20 protein-coding genes are annotated in these 21,322 nt (G+C 35.5%); 13 read left to right on the top strand and 7 right to left on the bottom strand.

What is annotated here, in order from left to right:
- Positions 1-209: 209 nt before the first annotated feature.
- The 3 genes from AC0INN_RS14135 to AC0INN_RS14125 all read left to right on the top strand — a co-directional run bounded on the left by AC0INN_RS14135 (position 210) and on the right by AC0INN_RS14125 (position 4,139).
- The gene (locus AC0INN_RS14135) at positions 210-1,223 is read left to right on the top strand and encodes an NAD-dependent epimerase/dehydratase family protein (RefSeq protein WP_273648627.1); all 1,014 of its coding nucleotides are present in this window, start codon (positions 210-212) and stop codon (positions 1,221-1,223) included.
- Entirely contained in the window at positions 1,224-2,987 is a 1,764-nt protein-coding gene (locus AC0INN_RS14130; RefSeq protein ID WP_273648626.1) for an AMP-dependent synthetase/ligase, read from the top strand. It abuts the gene before it with no gap.
- A 93-nt stretch (positions 2,988-3,080) separates the two neighbouring features.
- Positions 3,081-4,139: a diphosphomevalonate decarboxylase gene (locus AC0INN_RS14125; protein WP_273648625.1), complete on the top strand. Its 1,059-nt coding sequence runs from the start codon at positions 3,081-3,083 to the stop codon at positions 4,137-4,139.
- Positions 4,140-4,212: 73 nt separating this feature from the next.
- On the opposite strand, the gene pruA is transcribed toward AC0INN_RS14125, so the two are convergent.
- Positions 4,213-5,838, bottom strand: a complete 1,626-nt coding sequence (gene pruA / locus AC0INN_RS14120; protein ID WP_172279497.1) for an L-glutamate gamma-semialdehyde dehydrogenase — start codon at positions 5,836-5,838, stop codon at positions 4,213-4,215.
- 343 nt (positions 5,839-6,181) lie between these two features.
- Between pruA and AC0INN_RS14115 the strand changes: the two genes are divergently transcribed.
- Positions 6,182-6,667 carry a hypothetical protein gene (locus tag AC0INN_RS14115; protein WP_273648624.1) on the top strand — a complete coding sequence of 162 codons (486 nt, stop codon included), beginning with the start codon at positions 6,182-6,184 and terminating at the stop codon, positions 6,665-6,667.
- 4 nt (positions 6,668-6,671) lie between these two features.
- Here the strand turns inward: AC0INN_RS14115 and AC0INN_RS14110 are convergent, their stop codons facing one another.
- Positions 6,672-7,775, bottom strand: coding sequence for a DNA topoisomerase IB (locus AC0INN_RS14110; protein ID WP_172279495.1), 1,104 nt, complete (start codon positions 7,773-7,775; stop codon positions 6,672-6,674).
- Positions 7,776-7,977: 202 nt separating this feature from the next.
- Positions 7,978-8,415 (bottom strand): DUF6526 family protein, encoded by a 438-nt coding sequence (locus AC0INN_RS14105; protein ID WP_273648622.1) that lies wholly within the window; start codon positions 8,413-8,415, stop codon positions 7,978-7,980.
- Positions 8,416-8,741: 326 nt separating this feature from the next.
- On the opposite strand from AC0INN_RS14105, the gene AC0INN_RS14100 reads away from it, so the two are divergent.
- Positions 8,742-10,511: an aminopeptidase P family protein gene (locus AC0INN_RS14100; RefSeq protein ID WP_172279494.1), complete on the top strand. Its 1,770-nt coding sequence runs from the start codon at positions 8,742-8,744 to the stop codon at positions 10,509-10,511.
- Positions 10,512-10,549: 38 nt separating this feature from the next.
- Here the strand turns inward: AC0INN_RS14100 and AC0INN_RS14095 are convergent, their stop codons facing one another.
- Entirely contained in the window at positions 10,550-10,726 is a 177-nt protein-coding gene (locus AC0INN_RS14095) for a hypothetical protein (RefSeq protein WP_306613761.1), read from the bottom strand.
- Positions 10,727-11,152: 426 nt separating this feature from the next.
- On the opposite strand from AC0INN_RS14095, the gene AC0INN_RS14090 reads away from it, so the two are divergent.
- From AC0INN_RS14090 to AC0INN_RS14055, 8 genes are all read left to right on the top strand, one after another.
- Positions 11,153-11,719, top strand: coding sequence for a Crp/Fnr family transcriptional regulator (locus AC0INN_RS14090; protein WP_306613760.1), 567 nt, complete (start codon positions 11,153-11,155; stop codon positions 11,717-11,719).
- Between the two features lie 56 nt (positions 11,720-11,775).
- Entirely contained in the window at positions 11,776-12,795 is a 1,020-nt protein-coding gene (locus tag AC0INN_RS14085; RefSeq protein ID WP_306613758.1) for a saccharopine dehydrogenase family protein, read from the top strand.
- A complete protein-coding gene (locus tag AC0INN_RS14080) occupies positions 12,792-13,259 on the top strand; it encodes an NAD(P)H-dependent oxidoreductase (RefSeq protein ID WP_306613756.1) in 468 nt (155 codons plus the stop codon). Before AC0INN_RS14085 ends, AC0INN_RS14080 begins: the two co-directional genes overlap by 4 nt.
- 133 nt (positions 13,260-13,392) lie before the next feature.
- The gene (locus AC0INN_RS14075) at positions 13,393-14,319 is read left to right on the top strand and encodes a DUF4421 family protein (RefSeq protein WP_306613754.1); all 927 of its coding nucleotides are present in this window, start codon (positions 13,393-13,395) and stop codon (positions 14,317-14,319) included.
- A 100-nt stretch (positions 14,320-14,419) separates the two neighbouring features.
- The gene (mnmE, locus tag AC0INN_RS14070) at positions 14,420-15,805 is read left to right on the top strand and encodes a tRNA uridine-5-carboxymethylaminomethyl(34) synthesis GTPase MnmE (protein ID WP_172279482.1); all 1,386 of its coding nucleotides are present in this window, start codon (positions 14,420-14,422) and stop codon (positions 15,803-15,805) included.
- 261 nt (positions 15,806-16,066) lie between these two features.
- On the top strand, positions 16,067-16,690 hold the full coding sequence (locus AC0INN_RS14065) for a helix-turn-helix domain-containing protein (RefSeq protein ID WP_306613752.1): 624 nt from the start codon (positions 16,067-16,069) through the stop codon (positions 16,688-16,690).
- A 109-nt stretch (positions 16,691-16,799) separates the two neighbouring features.
- Entirely contained in the window at positions 16,800-17,945 is a 1,146-nt protein-coding gene (locus AC0INN_RS14060) for a site-specific integrase (protein WP_306613751.1), read from the top strand.
- A gap of 100 nt (positions 17,946-18,045) precedes the next feature.
- On the top strand, positions 18,046-18,438 hold the full coding sequence (locus AC0INN_RS14055) for a helix-turn-helix domain-containing protein (RefSeq protein WP_306613749.1): 393 nt from the start codon (positions 18,046-18,048) through the stop codon (positions 18,436-18,438).
- Between the two features lie 1,842 nt (positions 18,439-20,280).
- Here AC0INN_RS14055 and AC0INN_RS14050 read toward each other — a convergent pair.
- The 3 genes from AC0INN_RS14050 to AC0INN_RS14040 all read right to left on the bottom strand — a co-directional run bounded on the left by AC0INN_RS14050 (position 20,281) and on the right by AC0INN_RS14040 (position 21,004).
- The gene (locus AC0INN_RS14050) at positions 20,281-20,457 is read right to left on the bottom strand and encodes an integrase core domain-containing protein (protein ID WP_373428023.1); all 177 of its coding nucleotides are present in this window, start codon (positions 20,455-20,457) and stop codon (positions 20,281-20,283) included.
- 12 nt (positions 20,458-20,469) lie between these two features.
- Positions 20,470-20,646: a DDE-type integrase/transposase/recombinase gene (locus AC0INN_RS14045; RefSeq protein WP_373428022.1), complete on the bottom strand. Its 177-nt coding sequence runs from the start codon at positions 20,644-20,646 to the stop codon at positions 20,470-20,472.
- A 214-nt stretch (positions 20,647-20,860) separates the two neighbouring features.
- Entirely contained in the window at positions 20,861-21,004 is a 144-nt protein-coding gene (locus AC0INN_RS14040; RefSeq protein WP_373428021.1) for a transposase, read from the bottom strand.
- Positions 21,005-21,322: the final 318 nt, after the last annotated feature.

Below are 21,322 nucleotides of genomic sequence, written 5' to 3'. Positions count from 1 at the left end.
CACTTGGCTTTAACCAAAACCTGAAAAAGAGTATTTTTCAATGATCTTATTATGTTTGAGTGTAATTAAATAACAAACTAAAGTAAAATTGTCCTTTAAAAATCGCAAATTTGCATATATGATTTTACATGATTTTTCAATACATTGAAGAATTGCTGAATCAAAAATATTATTATAATTTAGTCAACAACCAAGTAGGAATATAATTGATGGTTTTTGTAACGGGAGCAACCGGAATTTTGGGTCGTGTAATTATTTTGGAACTTTTAAAAAGAGGAAAAAAAGTACGCGCTGCCAAAAGGAGAACAAGTAATTTAAACGAAGTAAAGCATTCATATCAGTTTTATACAGAAAACTCTGATGATTTTTTTAATAAAATTGAATGGGTAGATGTAGATTTTGATGATATGAACTCTTTAGAAGATGCCCTGAAAGGCGTAGAAGAAGTGTATCATTGTGCTGCAAAAGTAAGCTTTCATCCACAAGATGAGAAAGAAATGTACCATACGAATATCAAGGGTACAGAAAATCTTTTATTTGCTTGTGAAGGTTCGTCTGTTACTAAATTTCTTCATGTGAGTTCTGTGGCTGTTTTGGACGGTTATAATGAAAAAGGGGAACTTGACGAAGAATCTGATTTTAATCCGAAGGTTGACCATCCTGCCTATGCCATTTCAAAACATTTATCTGAAATGGAAGTATGGAGAGCTTCAGCCGAGGGCCTGAAAACCATCATCATCAATCCTGCAATTATCATAGGAAGTGGAAACTGGAACCAAAGCAGTGGTGAACTTTTTTCGACTTTTGAAAAAAATAATTTTACCTTTTCCGGGGGATCGTCTTACGTGGATGTCCGGGATGTTGCCCGGATTTCTGTAGAGCTGATGGAAAATAATATTTTTGGAGAACGCTTTATTCTGGTCTCGGAGAATAAACGATATGCCGAAACAGGGAATTATATTCGTAAAAAACTGGGATTGAAAAATGCCAGAATATTGTCTAAAGCAGAACTTAATGCGGGAAGAATAGCCAATATCCTTTTTGGGTGGCTGATTCCACAATTAAAGCTGGTTACAAAATCTAATATTGAATCCATCACATCCTTTAATACCATTTCCAACGAAAAAATTAAGCAAAAGCTGAATTATCAGTTCATTCCTATTGAGGAAAGTATTGATTTTCATCTCAATAATTATATTAACGACAAAAAGGGGAATAAATAAATGAATCTTGCAGAGGCTATTATCAGTAAAAATATAGAAAAACACCCGTTAAAGTCAGCGATTGGTTTTAAAACGAAAGAGGTTTGGAAAGAGTTGAGCTGGAAGAAATTCAGTGAGATGATCTTTAAAACAGCAAATGCACTCAAAGAGGTGGGAATTCAGGAGGGTGACAGGGTCGCTATTTATTCCGATAATTCTGCAGAATGGATGGTCTTTGATCTTGCCTCCCTGTCAATCGGAGCTGTTACAGTTCCTATTTATTCTACCAATAATGCTGAGCAGGCAGAATACATCATCAATGATTCTCAGTCTAAAATTGTTTTAGTAGGGAATCAGGCTCAATATGATGCATGTTTTGAACTTCTAAAAAAAGAGAGCAGTAGCCTTCAGGGTATTGTGGTTTCTAAAAAGTCGGTGTGGATTAAAAAAGAAGATGCCTCTTATCTGGAAGATTTTATTGCGAAAGCTACTGCAAAGCCGGAGTTCTGTAAAAAAGAATATGAAGATGTTGCCACACTGATCTACACTTCGGGAACAACGGGAACGCCCAAAGGAGTTATGCTTACCCACGGGAATTTTATAAAAGCTTTTGATGCCCATTTTGAGTTTTTCAGGTTTAAAAACTTTGAAGAGGAATTGTCATTAGCCTTTTTGCCGTTGAGTCATGTTTTTGAAAGAAGCTGGAGCTTACTCTCATTATATGGCGGCGCCAGAGTATATTTTCTGGAGGATCCGAAAAATATAGCAAAAGCCTTGATTGAAGTAAAGCCGACTATGATGTGTGCGGTCCCAAGGTTTTTTCAGAAGATCTATGCGGGAGTGAATGATATGGTGACAGAAAGCTCTTCACTAAAGAAAAAGATCTTTAACTGGGCTTTGGAAACCGGTAAGCAGACTGCCGAATTAAGGAGAAATGATCAGCCTGCACCATTAGGACTTAAAATAAAAGAATCTATTGCCAATATGCTTGTTTTTAGTAAAATCAAAGAGAAGATGGGTGGCAGACTATGGTTTTTACCTTGTGGAGGAGCCTCGCTTTCTCCGGAAGTAACACGCTTTTTTGAGTCTGTAGGAATTCATGTAACGGTTGGTTACGGGCTTACTGAAACGACTGCTACTCTGACGCTGTTTCCTTTAACGCATTTTGAGCACGCAACAAGCGGAAGACCTTTACCAGGTGTTCAGATCCGCATTGGGGAAAATGATGAGATCCAGGCAACAGGAAACGGAATTATGAAAGGGTATTACAATAAACCGGATGAAACCAGAGCTGTATTTACATCAGATGGATGGTTCAAAACAGGAGATGCCGGAAAGATTGATGATAAAGGAAATCTGATCATTACCGACAGAATCAAGGATCTGATGAAAACCTCAAACGGAAAATATATTGCCCCGCAGCAAATTGAAAATCTTCTGACCAATAACAATTATATCCAGCAGATTATATTAATTGCTGAGGGAAGACAGTTTGTCTCCGCTTTAATTGTTCCAAACTTCGAATTTTTGGAAGATTATATCAAGAAAAACAATATTCCTTTTACCAGCTGGGAGGACATTGTAAAAAGAGAAGAAATTATCAGTCTCTATAAAGATAAAATTAAAGAATTACAGGAGCCGCTTGCGGACTTTGAGAAAGTGAAAAAGTTTACTTTAATGCCGTCTGAATTCGATATCAATACCGGTGAAATTACTCCGACATTGAAAATTAAAAGGAATGTGGTTTTAAAGAAATACGAGGATATTATTGAAAAAATGTACTAGATGAAATTTGATCCTATGAAGTTTTAATACTCAAATTGATCTTAGAACTTTTTCGTAGGGAATAAATCAGGCTTCATCATTTTGAATTAAATTATGACAACACAGGAATTTCTAGGAAAAGAAAATTATACAGTTACTTCACAAACGGTTTCGGAAAGCTGTCCGTCAAATATTGCTTTGATTAAATATTGGGGGAAATATGCAGATCAGATTCCAGCCAACCCAAGTATCAGCTATACCCTTAACCATTGTAAAACAAATACAATATTAGAGTTCTTAGCGGATCAGCCCTTTTCAGTTCAAACTTTTCTGTCAGGAAATGAAGAGGTAAAATTCGGAGAAAAAATAGAAAAATATTTTAAAAATATAGAACAGTACTTACCTTGGATTTTAAGAGGAAGGTATATTATTAAAACAGAAAATACTTTTCCGCACAGTTCAGGGATTGCAAGCTCGGCTTCGGGTTTTGGAGCCATTGCAAAATGTCTTATGGCGCTCGATGAACTTTTTTCAGGGAAAGGATCGGAAGAAGAATCTTTAGGGAAAGCGTCATTTCTGGCCAGACTGGGAAGTGGAAGTGCATGCAGAAGTCTATATAACGGATTGGTCGTATGGGGAAGTTCTGATGTGGTTGAGGGAAGTTCCGATTTGTTTGCAGTCCGATACCCGGATGAAGATATTCATGCTATTTTCAAAGATTTTAATGACTGGGTCCTGCTGATCCATGAAGGACAGAAAAGTGTTTCTTCTACAGTAGGTCATGGTTTGATGAATACAAATCCTTATGCAGAAAGAAGATTTCAGGAAGCAAGAGAAAACTTTATTCCGATGAAAGAGATTCTTAAAAACGGGGATATGGAAAGGTTTATTACATTGGTTGAACATGAGGCCCTTACCCTTCATGCAATGATGATGATGAGCGATCCTGCATTTATCTTGATGAAAACAGGAACTCTGGAAGTCATCAATAAAATATGGGATTTCAGAAAGGAGACGGGGTTACCTTTATTTTTTACTTTGGACGCGGGAGCAAATGTTCATCTGTTATTTCCGAATAATGGTGCTGAAGAAAAGATCAAGACCTTTATTGAATCTGAACTATTGCCACATACCCAAAAGAACGGAGTGGTAAAAGATGTGATGAAGTTTTAAAATATATCATACAAAAAATGCCCGGAAGTAAAACTTTCGGGCATTTTTTATATATTAATGATTACTCATTTTTTTATCCTAAATATGGATATTTGTAATCTTTAGGAGAAACAAAAGTTTCTTTGATACTTCTTACGGAAGTCCATCTCAGAAGATTCATTTTAGAACCTGCTTTATCATTGGTTCCTGAAGCTCTACCTCCTCCGAAAGGCTGTTGTCCTACTACAGCTCCTGTTGGTTTATCATTGATGTAGAAGTTACCTGAAGCATTTTCTAAAGCTTTGAAAGCTTCATTTACCGCATAACGGTCTTGAGCAAAAACAGAACCTGTTAATGAATATGGAGATGAAGAATCCACCAGCTGTAAAGTTTCTTTCCAGTCTTTATCTTCGTAAACATAGATACTTAAGATAGGGCCAAAGATTTCTTCAACCATACTTTCGTATTGAGGATTTGTAGTTTCAATAACGGTTGGATTTACAAACCATCCTTTTGAATCATCACATTTTCCTCCGATCACTACATTGGCTTCATTAGAGTTTTGAGCTCTCTCGATGTATCCTTTACATTTTTCGAAAGAATTTTTATCGATAACAGCATTGACAAAGTTTGAAGGATCTTCCGGAGAACCGATCTTAATTGTGCTCATCTGAGCTTCCATTACTTTTTTTACATCTGCCCAAAGAGATTTTGGAATATATGCTCTTGAAGCCGCAGAACATTTCTGTCCCTGGTATTCGAAAGCTCCTCTTACTAAAGCTGTAGCTACTGCTTCAACGTTAGCAGATGGGTGAGCGATAACAAAGTCTTTACCTCCAGTTTCTCCAACGATTCTTGGATAGGTTCTGTAGTTATGGATATTATCTCCGATCATTTTCCACATTCCCTGGAAAACTTTTGTAGAACCTGTAAAATGAAGTCCTGCAAAATCACGGTGTGCCAATACTTTCTCAGCAGTTTCTTTACCGTCTGTAAAGATCATGTTGATTACCCCTGCAGGAAGACCTGCCTCCGTTAATACATCCATGATTACTTTTGCAGAATACACCTGCTTATCTGAAGGTTTCCAAACCACTACGTTTCCAAGCATAGCCATACAGGTAGGAAGGTTTCCTGAGATTGCAGTAAAGTTGAACGGAGTTACTGCAAAGCAGAATCCTTCTAATGGTCTGTACTCTACACGGTTCCAGATCCCACTATCAGAGATAGGCTGCTCAGAATACATTTCCGTCATAAATTCAACATTGAATCTTAAGAAATCTATGAATTCACAAGCTGAGTCAATTTCAGCCTGGTGTACATTTTTAGATTGTCCGATCATGGTTGCTGCATTGATCACGTCTCTGTATGGTCCTGCCAACAGATCAGCAGCCTTTAAGAAGATTGCAGCACGCTGCTCCCATCCAAGCTCGTTCCATTCTTTTTTTGCAGCTAATGCAGCATTGATCGCATCATCCACATGTTGCATTGTTCCTTTGTAGTAAAATCCAAAATCGTGAGCATGATCCTGTGGAGACTGAAGCTGAACCTTCTCGTCGGTTTTTACTTCCTTTCCATTGATGACCATTGGGATTTCTATCTTTTCAGCCCACATTTTTTTGTATGTGGCAATAAGGCTTTTTACTTCAGCTGAACCTGGTACATAAGAGTTTACAGGCTCATTTACTGCAAGTGGAACTTGCGAAATTGCTTTTGACATATATTTTAATTGTTTTAATTAAGTCTGTACTACAAATTTACGATAATTCAGACAAAGAAAAAATAAACCATAGTTTTTATAAATTATCCTTTACATTCATATACTCTATAATAAATACGGTATTTTACCAGCGAAAATAAATCGTTTTGTGGTGTTTTTGTTTCGATTTTATAATGAGTGAAGGATCTGTATCTCATTTGAATATTAATTAATATTGCCCGGACACAGCTTATACCAGTTTGAAATAATGCAGAATCCTATGATCGAATTCAGTTTTTACAAAAAGATAAACCTGTATACTAGAAAGAATAAGTATATTTAATGTGTTTTAAAACAGTAACTTATGAAAATAATATTCTTTATCGTTTTATGCTTTTCCCAGGTCGTTTTTGCTCAGCATACCAAGAAAAATGTAAAACAGTCTGGCAGTTCATCTTCAACAGACGAACTTCTGAATAATGTTCTTAAAAAGTCAAAATGGAATTTTGATTTAAAGGATCTTGATAATTCTCACATCCTGTTGGATAAAGATAAGATGAAGCCTGATGTTTTATACTTTGTTGATGCTAAGAATTTCCAAATGAATATCAATCAGAAAGACTGTAAAAGCATCGTAAAAGGGACTTATCAGATTCTCAGGAAAACTGAAGAGATTGCAGTCACTTTTGGTCATCGCCCGTTTGTAGTAAATTCCCAAACAAATCAGAAATGCATGGAAAGCCTGATCACCTTCTTAGAAAGTAATCTGGATGTTCTATATGATGAAAAAGAGTCCGTTATTGAAATTAAAGAGTATGATTACCCGCCGAGTACTTCTGTTTCTCAATAGCGGATTACATTTTTTCGTTCTCAAGAATTTTCAGCACTAATTTTTCTTCTTGTGTTAAATCTGCCTTGCCATCATTTACTTCAATGTCTTCCAGCTCGTCAAGGTATTTTTTAATCGTATTATTTTCGTAAAGGTTGATCACCAGCGGATGAACATAGTATTTTCTGCACACCGTGCTGGTGTTGCCCAGGTGTGAAGCTACAATATCCAATGCCTCCTTTACTTTTCTTTTGTATTCCGTATTGCTTTCCGCATAGCCGATTTCTTTGAATGCGATTAAAGCACTGACGGTCCCCGACCAGGTTCTGAAGTCCTTAGCCGTAAAATCTTCGCCGCTGATCTCTTTAATATAATCATTCACCATTCCGGAATCAATGGAATGTCTGTTGCCCTCATCATCATAATACTGGAAAAGCTCTTTCCCCGGAATATCTTTACATTTCTGAACAAGTCTTGCCAGCCTTTTACTTTTCAGATCGACATTGTGCATCACCCCTTTTTTTCCTTTGAAAGAAAAGGTCATTTTCTGTCCGTTGATCTTTACGTGTTTATCTTTTAAGGTGGTTAAACCGAATGAGCCATATAGTTTCTCATACGCGTTATTACCAATCCTGATGTTCGTACGTTGCATAAGGCTTACGATCAGAGCCAGGATTTTTCTTTTTTCAAAATTTCTCAGTGCCAGATCTTTTTCCACATGCAGGCGGATTTCAGGTAGGGCATATCCAAACTGAAGCATCCTGTAAAATTTGGTGTGATTTCTTAAGGCACTCCATAAAGAATGGTATTTATACTGTTTTCGTTTCTTAATATCAAATCCTGTAGCCTGCAGATGTCCATTGTCCAAGGCACAGATCCAAACATTTTCCCATGCAGGAGGAATTACCAGTTTATTGATCCTGGTGATCTCATCTTTGTCTTTAATGCGTTCACCGTCTTTAAAGTACGAATACTTTTTTCCCCTTCTTTTACGAATAATTCCGGCGGTTTCTGTATCGGAGGTGTAAATAAGATTTACTGCCTTTGCAGAAGCCACCGGATCTTTCATGATCTTAACAATCTTAGAAGGTTTAAGGTGGGAGATCAATTCAAAGTCGTCATTATCCATAATAAAGCATGGTTAAGAGTTTTTACCCTTCGAAAAAATTAATAATAGAATAACGACAACCGCTACAACGAGCAAAATTCCCCACCACATTCCAGCCTTAAAGATAGTCTCGACGGCTTCACAACTTGTTAGTAACAATAAACTGAATATTGCAATACTGTATAAGGGTAATTTTTTCATATTGATTTTTTTAGTGTTTGATTTAAATTCTATGGTGATCAGGTCTCCAGTTTTTGATAGACTTCTTGATCTGATCTCCGGAAATATTTTCATTCAGAGCCTTATACAAAAGCTCTTTAAATTCATCGTCATCAGCAAACCTCAAAGCGGCGATCTGGTCGAAACTTAATTTTTCATAAGCCTCATCGGATCTTTTATTAAAAATTTCAAAGTACCGTTGTCTGAATTCAAATCTTACAATACGGTTTTGATTGCCGAGTGCATAGTGCTGCCGCAGCATAATGGCTAAATAGAGAATCAGAAAAATGATTATAGAAAATAGGATCCAGGTAAGTTTGTTCTCACCATCATTCCAGATATTATAAATTCCTACGCATTCCAATATAAACAGCAGAGGAAGATAAATGAAGTGATGTGGAGGATAAAATTTTCTGTGGTTTTTATAATTCTGCTTTCCCATAGGATATGATGTAGCAAGAATCTTTCCAAAATAGAATATTTTTAATAATAATTGTTGTTTTCATGCTTTAAAGTATTTGTTTTTGGCTTAAATGATTTATTTTTTATGTATTCATTAAATTCTTTTTTTCTTACATAAATTTTTTTAGCTGTGAATCATTCAGATGTAGACGGGACATTGAACTTTTATGTCAAACGAATGAGAATCTCTCAGTTTTATGATCAGTGAAAAAATAAAAAATAACCTTTAATTCGGGAAAAAACGGTTAATAATTTGAATCCGGAAGCTCAAATTTTTTGTAACTTTCGGTTTTAAAAAATTAAAAAATGACTTCAAGGGAAAAAGTAGCTGCGCTTCGTGAAGAAATGCAGAAAAATAATGTTGATGCATTTATAGTATATTCTGCAGATCCGCATATGAGTGAATATTTACCGGAAGAATGGCAGGAGAGAGCATGGCTCTCAGGATTTCTCGGGTCAGCAGGTTTTGTGGTGGTTACCCAAAACAAAGCCGGACTTTGGACGGACGGACGGTATTTTACCCAGGCTGCAATAGAACTTCAGGACTCGGGGATTGATCTTTTTAAAGATGGAATTGAAGGGACGCCTAATTATATCGACTGGATTATTTCCGAAATTCCTGCTGGCGGGAAAGTAGCTGTTAATGCAGTAGCCACATCCAACGCCAATTGGGAACTCCTTTCTCAAAAATTAAAAAATAAAAATATCGTTCTTGCAGACGCTCCTTTACTGAAGGAAGTATGGAAGGACAGGGGAACACCTTCAAAAAATCCGATTTATACTCAACCGGTAGAAAGATCCGGAAAATCCGTGACTGATAAGCTTTCCGCCATCCGTCAGAAAATGGAAGAACAGGAAGTTACCTATCATATCATTTCCAGCCTTGATGACGTAGCATGGACGCTTAATCTGAGAGGAAGTGATGTACAAAGCAATCCGGTATTTTTAGGCTATATCATCATTACAAAAAATGATGCGATCCTGTTTACCGATCTTGAAAAATTGGAGGTAGAAGCGAGAAAACAACTGGACGATTCTTTCGTAAAAATGATGCCTTATGAAGAGTTTTATAACTACCTTACAACAGTTAAGAACGAAAAAATCCTGGTATCTCCAAACAGCAACCAGTCTATTTTTGAAACATTAAAAGCAGATAATCAGTTTGTAAAAGCTCCTGTTCCGGGTAATTTAATGAAGGCTCAGAAAAATGAAACCGAACTGGAAGGTTTCAGAAAGGTGATGGTAAGAGATGGAGTCGCAATGGTGAAATTCCTTTACTGGCTCACTCATAACGCAGGAAAAGAAGCAATGACAGAATATTCTATCGGTGAAAAACTCCTAGGGTTCCGTGCAGAAGGAGAAAATTTTGTTGGAGAAAGTTTCGGAAGCATTGTCGGGTACAAAGATAATGGAGCCATCATGCACTATTCTGCAAAAAGTGAAGGGAGTAAAGAAGTAACGAATGATGCCAGTATCCTGGTTGATTCCGGAGGTCAGTACCTTGAAGGAACAACTGATATTACAAGAACTTTTGCCTTAGGAAATGTTTCTGAGGAATTTAAGAGAAATTCAACTTTAGTACTACAGGGAATGATCCGTTTATCCATGGTAAAGTTTCCAAAGGGAACTAAAGGCGTACAGCTGGATGCCATTGCAAGACTTCCGCTATGGATGGAGGGAAAAGATTTTAATCATGGAACCGGACATGGGGTTGGAAGTTTTATGAATGTACACGAAGGACCGCAAAATATCAGAAAGGACCTTAATCCGCAGGAACTTCTTCCGGGGATGGTTTGCTCTAATGAACCGGGATATTATCTGGAAGGAGAGTACGGAATCCGTCACGAAAACCTTATTGCAGTAAAAGAAGCTGAAAAGACGGGATCAGGAACTTTCTATGATTTTGAAACCCTTACATTCTGTCCTTTCTTCAAAGATACGATCGTAAAAGAAATTCTTTCTGAAAAAGAGATTGAATGGCTTAATCAATATCACAGCACATGTGAACAGAAACTGTCTCCTTATTTAGAAGGTGACGTTAAAGAGTGGTTTTTACAATTGGTAAGCCCGCTTTAAAAATTGTTAGATCAACTGAAAAGCCCTGTGAATATTATTTACGGGGCTTTTTTATAATTATTTATCCCGGTCTTATTACCTCCCGTTGTAAATCCTGTCAGTAATCTCAAAAAGCTTCTCCGTATTTTTACGGGTGCATTTCTAGGGATTACCCTGAAAATTAGAAATGCCATCCCGTCTATTTTTGTATCAATTAAAACCAGACACCACTTCATTTTATATATTTTCAGAACACAAACAGTTGAATCATCTCGTTCCTGAGATGATTTTTTTATGCCCGTTGAGATTTAAAAATCCTTCCGCCAACAGCAATCGTAGCCAAATAACCCGTCAATGGCCGGATATTTCCCATGTATCAATTTTGCTTTTCAAGGGTTTTCCGGAAATATAAAATAATATCTGAATTACACCACCGTATTTTTACGGATATATTTCTAGGGATTCCCCTGATGATTTTCGAAATGATGGAAACTATCTTTGAAATAACAAAAAGAGACACCATTTTCATATCTTCATATATACATTTAATAAATTTAAACGGTAAATCATCTCAGTCATGAGATGATTTTTTTTGTTGAGTATAGGAATAATCAGGTTTTCATTACCTTTGAGCTGTAATTGTAATGACCAGATAATCAAAAATGATACAGGAATATTTTCGAAGCTTTAATTTATTTACCGAGCTTGAAATTGAAGGCATTTTGCAGCTTTTTGAAGTGAGAAGACTCAATAAAAATGATTATTTTGTTCATGAGGGAGATCAATGCAAGGAAATAGCTTTTATAGAATCCGGTATTTTCAGGTCTTATTATACTTCAAGTGAGGGAAAAGATAATACATACTGCTTCAGGTTTCCTAATGTGTGGATCGCTTCTTATTCTTCATTTATTTCGGGAAATCCGGGCGTTGAAAGTATGCAGGCTATTTCAGAAGCTCATCTTTTAGTTTTGAAAAAAGAGAAGATAGAAAAATTAGTTAACGGGAATCCGAAATGGGTCTTATTCCTAAAAATGATTGCTGAACAGGAGTACCTGGAGCTGGAAAAACGTTTTTTTGAACTGCAAAGGGATAATGCTAAACAAAGGTATCTTTCTCTGCTGAAGAACTATCCTAATTATATCCAGGATATTCCTCTTCAATATTTATCTTCTTATCTTGGAATTACACAAAGACATTTAAGCCGTATCCGAAAAGAAATTTCTTTTTAGACATTTGTCCTGTTAAATGATCCTCCAGCTCTCTAGTTTTGTCAAAAAAATCAGAGATGCAGTCAAATATTTTAATTATCGGCGGGAATGGAACAGTAGGGAAAACCATTGCCCGTATTTTCAAATCGAGAAATCCTCACCATCAAGTTTTTATAGGAGGCCGAAGAACAGGAAAATCCGCAAATGATTTATTGGTGGATGTTACCAAACCCGATACTTTTCAAACGATTCTGGATCATCAGATCCATTTGATCATTCTTTCCGTGAATGACAAGGAGGATTATATTCTCCGGTTTGCCATAGAAAATAAAATTGATTACCTGGATATTACCAAACCTACACCGGACCTTATGAATGCCTATGAACTGGCGAAAAAACAAAAGATCAACAGCAGGATTGTTTTTAGTTCAGGCTGGATGGGAGGTATAGTCAGTGGATTAACCAATACATTGCCGGGCCAGATAAACAAGGTGCAGCTTTTCGTTTATTACTCTATAAAAGATCTTGCCGGAGAGAGTTCAGCCCATTTTATGGCTGAAAATGTGGCTAAACCTTTCTTTATGTATAAAAATAATCAACCTTTTTCTGTCAAACATTTCTTAAACTCCGAATTGTTTGAGTATTCCTTTGGAATAGGGAAAAGAACTGCCTACAATTTTGACGTGCCGGATTTATATATTTTAAATAAAATTGAGAAAATACCGGATGTAACGGTTAAAATGACCTATAACTCAAAATTTGTTACCTGGCTGCTGGGCGCTTTTCAATCTATGAGGATCTTCAGTATTTTATCGTTGAAAGAACGCAGGATGATCTTTGGATCAAGCGGAAAGGGAGATCAATCTGTTTTCGATATCGTAATCTCAGGCCATACGGATAATAAAACAATCAGCCTGAAAAGTACAAACGGCCAGGCAGAATTAACGGCATTATCTGCTGTTCTCCATGCTGAAAAATTGCTTGGAAGTGAAAAACATGATAACAGGATTTACTTTAGTCACCAGCTGCATGAACCCCATGATTTAATGAGCTCATTAAATGCTTACGAAAGTATCCATATACAAACAATCGGATGAAAAAAATAGTAATTATCAACGGGCATCCTCACAAGAGTTCATTTTGTTTTGCACTTTCAAGTGCTTATAAAAAAGGAGCTGTTAATTCCGGAGCAGCAATTAAAGAAATTGTTATTTCAGATCTGGAGTTTAATCCTAATCTTACATTCGGTTATCAGAAAAGAATGGAACTGGAACCGGATCTGTTGAAAGCATGGGAGGCGATACAATGGGCGGATCATCTGGTTTGGATTCATCCTGTCTGGTGGGGAGGTCTGCCAGCTATTACAAAAGGGTTCATTGATCGGCTTTTTCTTCCGGGTATGGCTTTTAAATACAGAGAAAATTCGCTGTGGTGGGATCAACTTTTGAAAGGAAAGACGGCACACAAAGTGAGCTATGTCGGAATCATCAAGACCTCTGATGAAAAGCAGCGTGTCCAATGGCTGAAAAAAATACAAAAGGCAGGACAAAGGCAAAAGTAGGATGTATATTAAATATTCATAATAAAGCTTAAATGATTCTGATAGGTTAAAAACTGAAAATTATACTTAAATTGCTGTCCATTAAAGAAAAATGATAGCAAAAACAGTAGAATATAATGGAATCATTTAATGTATGCGTCTTAAGAAGTTTTTAACCGGATTAACAGCTATTTTTTCCGTTTCATATATCCATGCCCAGGAGATCGATTCATCGTACATCAAGTCCTATCCACAGAAATACAGGATATCCGGATATCTTTCTACCAGTTCTTTAGAGGTAGACGATACGGATAGGCATTATACTCCCAATTACCCTTTGAATACAGGTGTTGGATTCGCGATTAAAAATACGATCGTGGGAATTCAGCTGGGATATGGTTTTATTCCTTTAACGGATAAAAAGAAATACGGAAAAACGAAAACGCGTGATTTCCAGATCCATCACTATGGCAGGAAGATGATATTCGATATATTCTTCCAGGACTACAGGGGATTTTATGTGGAGAAAGATAAAGACCAGAATCCGGATATCTATCAGCAAATGTCGGTGAAGCAGATCGGTATGGAAGCGACCTACCTTTTTAATGGGAAACGCTTCTCATCCAAGGCTGCTTTTGATCTGGACGAAATACAGCGGCATTCTGCCGGAAGCTGGCTGGTAGGAGGCGGTGGTTATTATTATCAGTTGAAGGGAATGGAAAGAAGCGGCTCTGAAGGAACGTACGGATTAGAAAATTTTCAATTGGGAATTAATGGAGGATATGCTTATTCCTGGGTCATGAGTGAGCGTTGGATGATGACAGGAACTATTCAGGCAGGGGCTAATTTTGGGAATGCTCTGAAATCATTGAAAAAAGGCAGGGTTGAAGTATATCCTACTGCATTTGCCCGGATTGCCGGAAATTATCATAAAAATAACTGGGGTATTTCTTTTGCGATCCTCATTAACAATAAAACCGTCTATCCCGTAAAAAAAGAAGAGCTAAGTCTTACTGCCATTACCATGCAGCTTTCCTATGTTAAACATCTGGATCATATTTTTAAATCCAAAAACAAATAAAATCTTTACTGTTTATGGCCGTGGTTTCAAATCGTTATTATAGACAATCCGTATAAGCATTTAGCATAAAGATTTCCATTAAAAAACGTAAATTTGCAGCATGAATAACGATACCATTTGTGCGTTGGCTACGGCCAATGGAGTAGGAGCTTTAGGCATTATCAGAGTTTCGGGTAACGATGCTTTATCTGTGGTACAGAAGTCTTTTCCCGGGAAAAATCTTGGGAAGCAAAAATCGCATACCATTCATTACGGGTATTTTATGGATGGGGAAGAGGCTATTGATGAGGTGATGTTATCTATTTTCCTGGCACCCAAAAGTTTTACAACTGAAAACTCTGTGGAAATAGCATTCCACGGATCTCCGCATATTGGAAAACGTATTCTTGAAACCCTTACCAAAAACGGAGCAAGAATGGCAAAGGCGGGAGAATTTACACTTCGTGCTTTTATCAACGGAAGAATCGATCTTTCCCAGGCAGAAGCTATTGCAGATGTCATCGCTTCTGAGAATGAAGCATCCCGGAAAGTAGCCATCAACCAGCTAAAGGGAGGAATTACCAACGAGATATCAATTCTTAGAACTGATTTGCTGAATTTCGTTTCATTGATCGAGCTGGAATTGGATTTCGCAGAAGAAGATGTGGAATTTGCAGACCGGTCAGCCCTCAATCAGCTCTTAAGCAAAATTGAATTAAAATTAAATTCACTTATTGAAAGCTTTCAATACGGTAATGCAATTAAAAACGGGACTGCTGTTGCTATCATTGGTAAGCCGAATGCAGGTAAATCCACATTATTGAATGCCCTCCTGAAAGAAGAAAGAGCGATTGTCAGCAGTATTGCAGGAACCACCAGAGATACGATCGAGGAGGTTTTACATATTAAAGGACATGCATTCCGCCTGATCGATACCGCAGGATTGCGTGAAACAGCGGACGAAATTGAAGCAATAGGCGTTAAAAAAGCCAAAGAGAAAGTTGAAAATGCCAATATTCTCGTTTATCTGGCAGACGCCGCTACAGAAGATTTCACAGAAGATATTGAAATGATCCGGTCTTTGATAAGAGAAGATCTAAAGCTGATTATTTGTGCCACTAAAATTGATGAGGTTATACCTACAAAATATGAGAATGTGGAAAATGTTTTCAGAAAGGAAATCGACCACGAATTTGATTTCATCAAAATCTCAGCAGTAGAGAATCAGAATATCCAGGACCTGAAAAATGAATTGTCATCCTATGTTGAACAATTGAAATCCCTCGAAAATAATGTGGTGATCACCAACCAGCGTCACTTCGAATCGTTACACAAATCTTTGAGTGCAGTACACAAAGTAAATGAAGCAATCACTTTCCGGATTTCCACAGAGCTATTGGCGTATGAACTTCGTAATGCATTGGAACATTTAGGAGAGATCTCCGGAGAGGTTACGAATGATGAAGTGCTGGGGAATATTTTTTCTAAGTTTTGTATAGGCAAGTAAATACAAAAAGTAAAACAAACTCAAACAAACCAAATATCTGATAATTAAATAATTATAATACTTTTAGTTTTGTACTAGTTATTGTTATTTTGGTTTGTTTTGTTATTTCTTGTCCCCCAGTTGTCCCCCAAACTGATAATTATTTATTTTTTGAAACGAAGGAGAAATTACTTCGCTTAGTGTATCTTATTGTACCTTAATGTATCTTAACGTACCTTATTGCATCTAAAGTGAAGTTTGAACTCCTCTAAAATAAATATTATGAGTTCAAATATTAGAATCAAAAAAATCTGCCAGCACTGCGGGCAAGAATTTATTGCTAGAACCACGGTCACTAAATATTGTGGGGAAACCTGCGCTAAAAAAGCGTATAAAGTAAAAGTTAAAGATCAGAAGATCAAATCAAGTGAGAAACAGCTCGCCATACAAAAACAATCAATAAAACCTAAAGCGGATCCCAATTCATACTTTGCTTTAAAAACATTAGACTATTTAACAGTTAAAGAAGCTGCAGTACTCTTAAAATGCGACTGTCGGACAATTTATTTCATGGTGAAGTCCAAAAGGCTCCCTTCAATTAATCTTTCTCAAAGAAAAACAAGGATTTTAAAGAAAGATATAGATGCTCTATTTGAAGCACCCCAGCCAATAAAGACTTTAATACAGGAAGTTACAATTCATAAGTCGATTAAAGAAACGCCTTTAAAGGACTGTTTTACGATAGGCCATATCCAGTCTGAATACAACTTATCGGAAACTAGTTTACAAAGCTTGATCCGGCGTCATGAAATTCCAAAATTTCAGAAGGGTAAATTCGTATATGTTCCCAAAAGCTTAATTCAACCGATCCTGAACAAAATTCAATCAGATCAATATTGCGGCTAAAATATTCAAGCCTCACTATAGGCATTTAAAAGCAAACTTTGGCTATTCAGAACACCTCTGAATGATGAGGTGATCTAAATATTTCATATTAACCGTTAAAACTTACAACATGTCACAAGTAAAATTAAGAAAGAAGAATATCTCAAATGGTAAACAATCTTTATACTTAGATATATATCCTCCCATTTATAATCCTGATACTGGTAAAATGAAGAGGAAACATTATTTAGAGCTTCATATATACAGACGTCCGAAAACCGAGGTAGAGAAAAACTATAATCAGGAAACAATGGCACTTGCTGAATATATAAGAGCTCAACGACAGATTGACTTACAAAACAGGCGATTTGATTTTGTTTCTGATTCAAAAATGAAGTCTAATTTTATAGATTTCTTTGAAGAAGAAGCTGCTAAGAGAAAAGGTTGCTATAACTGGATTATGTCTGTCAGATACTTTAAAGCTTGTTTTGGTGAACAGCTTCCTTTTACTGAACTAAGTGAAACAGTAGCGGAAGAATTTGCTGACTACTTACTTTCTTCTCCAAGCATTGGAAGGGCAAAGCGAAAAATCGGAAAAAATACAGCTGTAGCTTATTTTGGTAGATTTATTTTAACACTTAAATCAGCTTTTAAAAAACGTTTTCTACCAATTAACTTAGGTGATATTGTTGAGAGCTTAGCACCGCAAGAAACACATCGTCCGTTTTTATTCATGGAGGAATTGGAAAGAATGGCAGATGCTCCTTGTGATAATCCAATTGTAAAGAAAGCGGGATTATTCTCAGCTATGACAGGGTTTCGTTACTCCGATGTATCCACACTGCTCTGGAAAGAAATTCATGGAAGTCCTGGTAACTATTATATTCTTTATAACCAGGAGAAAACTGAAAAAGCAGAGTATTTTCCAGTTTCAGATCAAACGATTCAATTACTCGGAAGTCCTTGTCATCCTGATGAGAAAGTCTTTAATGGCCTGAAGTATGATCACACTGTAAAAGAATTGAAGAAATGGCTCCTTAGTGCTAAGATTGAAAAGCATTTCACCTTTCACGGATTCAGACATACCTTTGCTACGCTACAATTAGCTGCTGGAACCTCTATCTATACGGTATCAAAATTACTTGGTCATAAAAGCATTAAAACAACAGAAATATATGCAAAGATTGTTGACAGTCTTAAAAAGGAAGCTTCAGAAAAAATCAAGCTAAATACATTTAATATCGGACAAAACATCGTAGTTAATTCAGCCCCTTAAAATATAGGCTAAAGCAAAAGGAAACTACAGGAAAATTTAGGTTTCAAAAAACATGATGGGGTACTAGATAAGTACACCCATTTATTTTTATAAAAAAAACATGAAAACAGATTCATTTGAAGAAGTACTTAACGTTTTAGCAAATATTGAGTTAAGATTACAAAATATAGAGACATGCTTACTTACACTTCCAATTGCGGAATCATCACAAAATGATTTTATTGGTGCTAAAGAAGCATGTAAAATTCTTAAGCTATCCTTACCTACCCTGTATTCTAAAGTGTCCCTACGTGAAATCCCATGTTTCAAAAAAGGCAATCGATTACATTTTTCTAAATCGGAACTGCTCTTATGGATTTCTGATGGGAGAAAAAAATCTGTGAATGAAATCAATGAAAAAGCACTTGAAATTGCCAAGAATTTTGAAAAAAAAAACGGTATTAAATTTGACCATTGTCAAAGATTTAGGACAGATAAAATTGATTTTCTATGAAGAAGTCAAAAATATGATTTTAGATACAATAAGATACATTAAGTAGCATTAAGGTACAATAAGATACACTAAGCGAAATAATTTCCCCAATCTTTAAATTTCCAAAAATTCTTAAGTTCAGGGGACAATAGAGGGACAAATAATTATAAAAGTAGTCGAAAGTGATAAAATCGTCAATAATACTGAAATTATATAAAAGCTTAGTAATTAGGACTTTGGTTTGTTTTGGTTTGTGTTGCTTATATTTTTTACTTGCCTATACAGAAAATGAACCTGCTTGATATACAGTTGACTAACAATTACAGGGGACATTTGACCGCCATTCTCAAACAAACTGATAATAACTAAAGCAAAGTTACTCTATTAAAGAGATTTGACAAAGGATTTTAATTTAGAATTTTAAGTATTTTCAAACTTCTGTTATTTGACTTCTTAGTTATTGCAAAAGATTGTAGTGAAAAGCCTTACCTCAGGTGACGCCCAATAAAATAAATACGATCTAAGATACATTTATAAAATTTTATAAAAATTCTGTAATGCGAACTTAACAGGATTATCTGCGAACCAATTTCGTAGTGGTATTGACTGAATTTTAAATGTGCTTAATAAAGAATTTAAAGTTTGAAATATCATTGTTTATTATTATGAAGGATATTTTTAATATAAACAGAATTTCAAAGTATTCTTAAAATTCTATTATAGGAGTGAGTTGTTTTGATAAATAGGTCAAACACTGGTGGATAATAAAGAGTCTGCACACTTTAAAAATAATGCAGACTCAAAACTAAGATATGAAAATTATTATTTATAACGTTTTTTTGAAAAAGTCAGTAAATGGCCTGGATTATACCAGGCCTGAATAACCTGTGTTTATAATGAAAGATGACTTGATCAATATAAAACCGGTATATAAGATACCGGTGAAGGAATGTTTTTGATAACAGTGTACTTTTAAGTAAGGTACTCATATCATCACGTTTCCAATTTTTATATCCTTACAGCAAAGTTATATTTTACTGTCTCCAAAAGCTTATTCAGATTATCTAATTGTTTTTTTAATTTATTCCGTTTTTCTTGAGGTCCAATATCTCTTATTCAATCTATAAAATTATTTACTTATAAAGAAGATACCGTGGTTTGAAAACTTGTTGAAATTTTTAGTTTTGATCTTAAATCTGTACAAATAGACTTAAAAGATAAAAGCCTGCAATTCAATTGGAAAACTGCAGGCCTTCGTAGGCATAAACAAAATTATTAGATGATTACTTCTATCAGAATTATTGAATATTAGCAAGTTATTGATATTAAATACTTACTGGAATTATTAAAAATATTGTACAAGTTATGCTGCTATTATTTGTTATAGTACTTGATGTACAAAAAAACTGGTATGATTAAATTTTCATACCAGCTACTGATAATAATATGTAACAGTAATAAGTGATCAATTAAAAGCCGGTAAGAAAACTAACTATACCGGCTGAACCATAACAATTTATACTATTTTTATACTATTAAAGAATAGTAAAACTTGTAATACGAAGATAGCTAATGAGTAGAAATTTGGGTATCAGGAATTATTCAAAAACTTGCTTATTTTATGCTGAATTAGATTTTTTGTTATATAGTGTAATGATAGGGTGGTTATACTTAGTAAACTAATACTAGTATGTGACTCTTTTAGGAGTAAATTTTAGATTGTATGAAGTACTCAAAATACAGAAATATATGAAAACTTAGAAACCTATGTGATGAATTTGTAAGTACCCTATTTTTTTTGTTAGCTGGGATTGGACTTTTCTAATTTACGTTACTAATTGATTTATTTTTTTTTGTGTCTAATTATTTTTGATAATTCCGTTGGTGTGAGATTCCCAAGCCCTTCATGGGGTCTGTTGTTATTATATTCATCCGTGTCTGGGTATGTTCTTTTACTTCTGACAAGTTAAAAAATAAATAATCATTTAAAATTTCTTTGCGATAACTTCGCTTGAACTGTTGGATGTAACCGTTCTGCATAAGCTTACCGGGTTAGATAAATTGAATAGCGATACCTTGATCTTTAAACCAGAGCTCAAAATGATGACTGGTGAATTCAGGCCCATTATCTACGTGTAGACAGAAGGGTTTGCCCCGCCAGTCTATGATTTTTTCAAGTGCCCGAGTTACCCTCAAAAAAGAAAAAGAAGTAGCTATTTCGATACACAATAAATGTAGATACCTGTCAATTTACAGACTCCGGTTACACTCAAACCGTGATCTCGGAGAATCTCCTGGGTTAACTGTTTTTGTTACCGAAGCCCCAACCTTTTTCTGTGATGACTTCTTTTAGGATATCATGGTTCATAATCTGTTCGGCATATATCTTTTTTAAGCATGCATTTTCCTCTTCAAGTTCATTCAGGCGCTTGACATCCGATGCTTATATGCCACCGTAAACTGCCTTTCCAGTTATAAAGGTGGCTTTGATCTCAAGCTCTCGGCAGATATCATCAGTCTTACGACCTTCTTCTCCCTCTTTGAGTGCTCGCATAATCTGTGTTTCTATAAAACGAGTCTTTTTCATCTTATTACTTAACTCTAAACATTTATGTCCAGTTTTAAGCTGTCTGATTTTTTGGGACAATTACCATCATTATAATTTTTTAGGAGATTATCTTTGTGCATGTATTCTTGTAGTCACTTATTTCATTAACATTACATTTTGTTACAAGAGATGGTTTTAAAGTATATTTATAGATTTCAAAGTAAATATATAATTTAAAAAAGTTTAATTGCTTACGAAGCCCTACCTTTACAAGGTAATTTTTTTATCATTTGTGTTTTTTCGAGTCTCTCAATATGAGAGGCTTTTTGTTTACGAGTTTAAAGATTATTTTATTGA

It is taken from the genome of Chryseobacterium subflavum, assembly GCF_055762745.1.
This window is presented reverse-complemented; position numbering and strand designations above follow the sequence as displayed.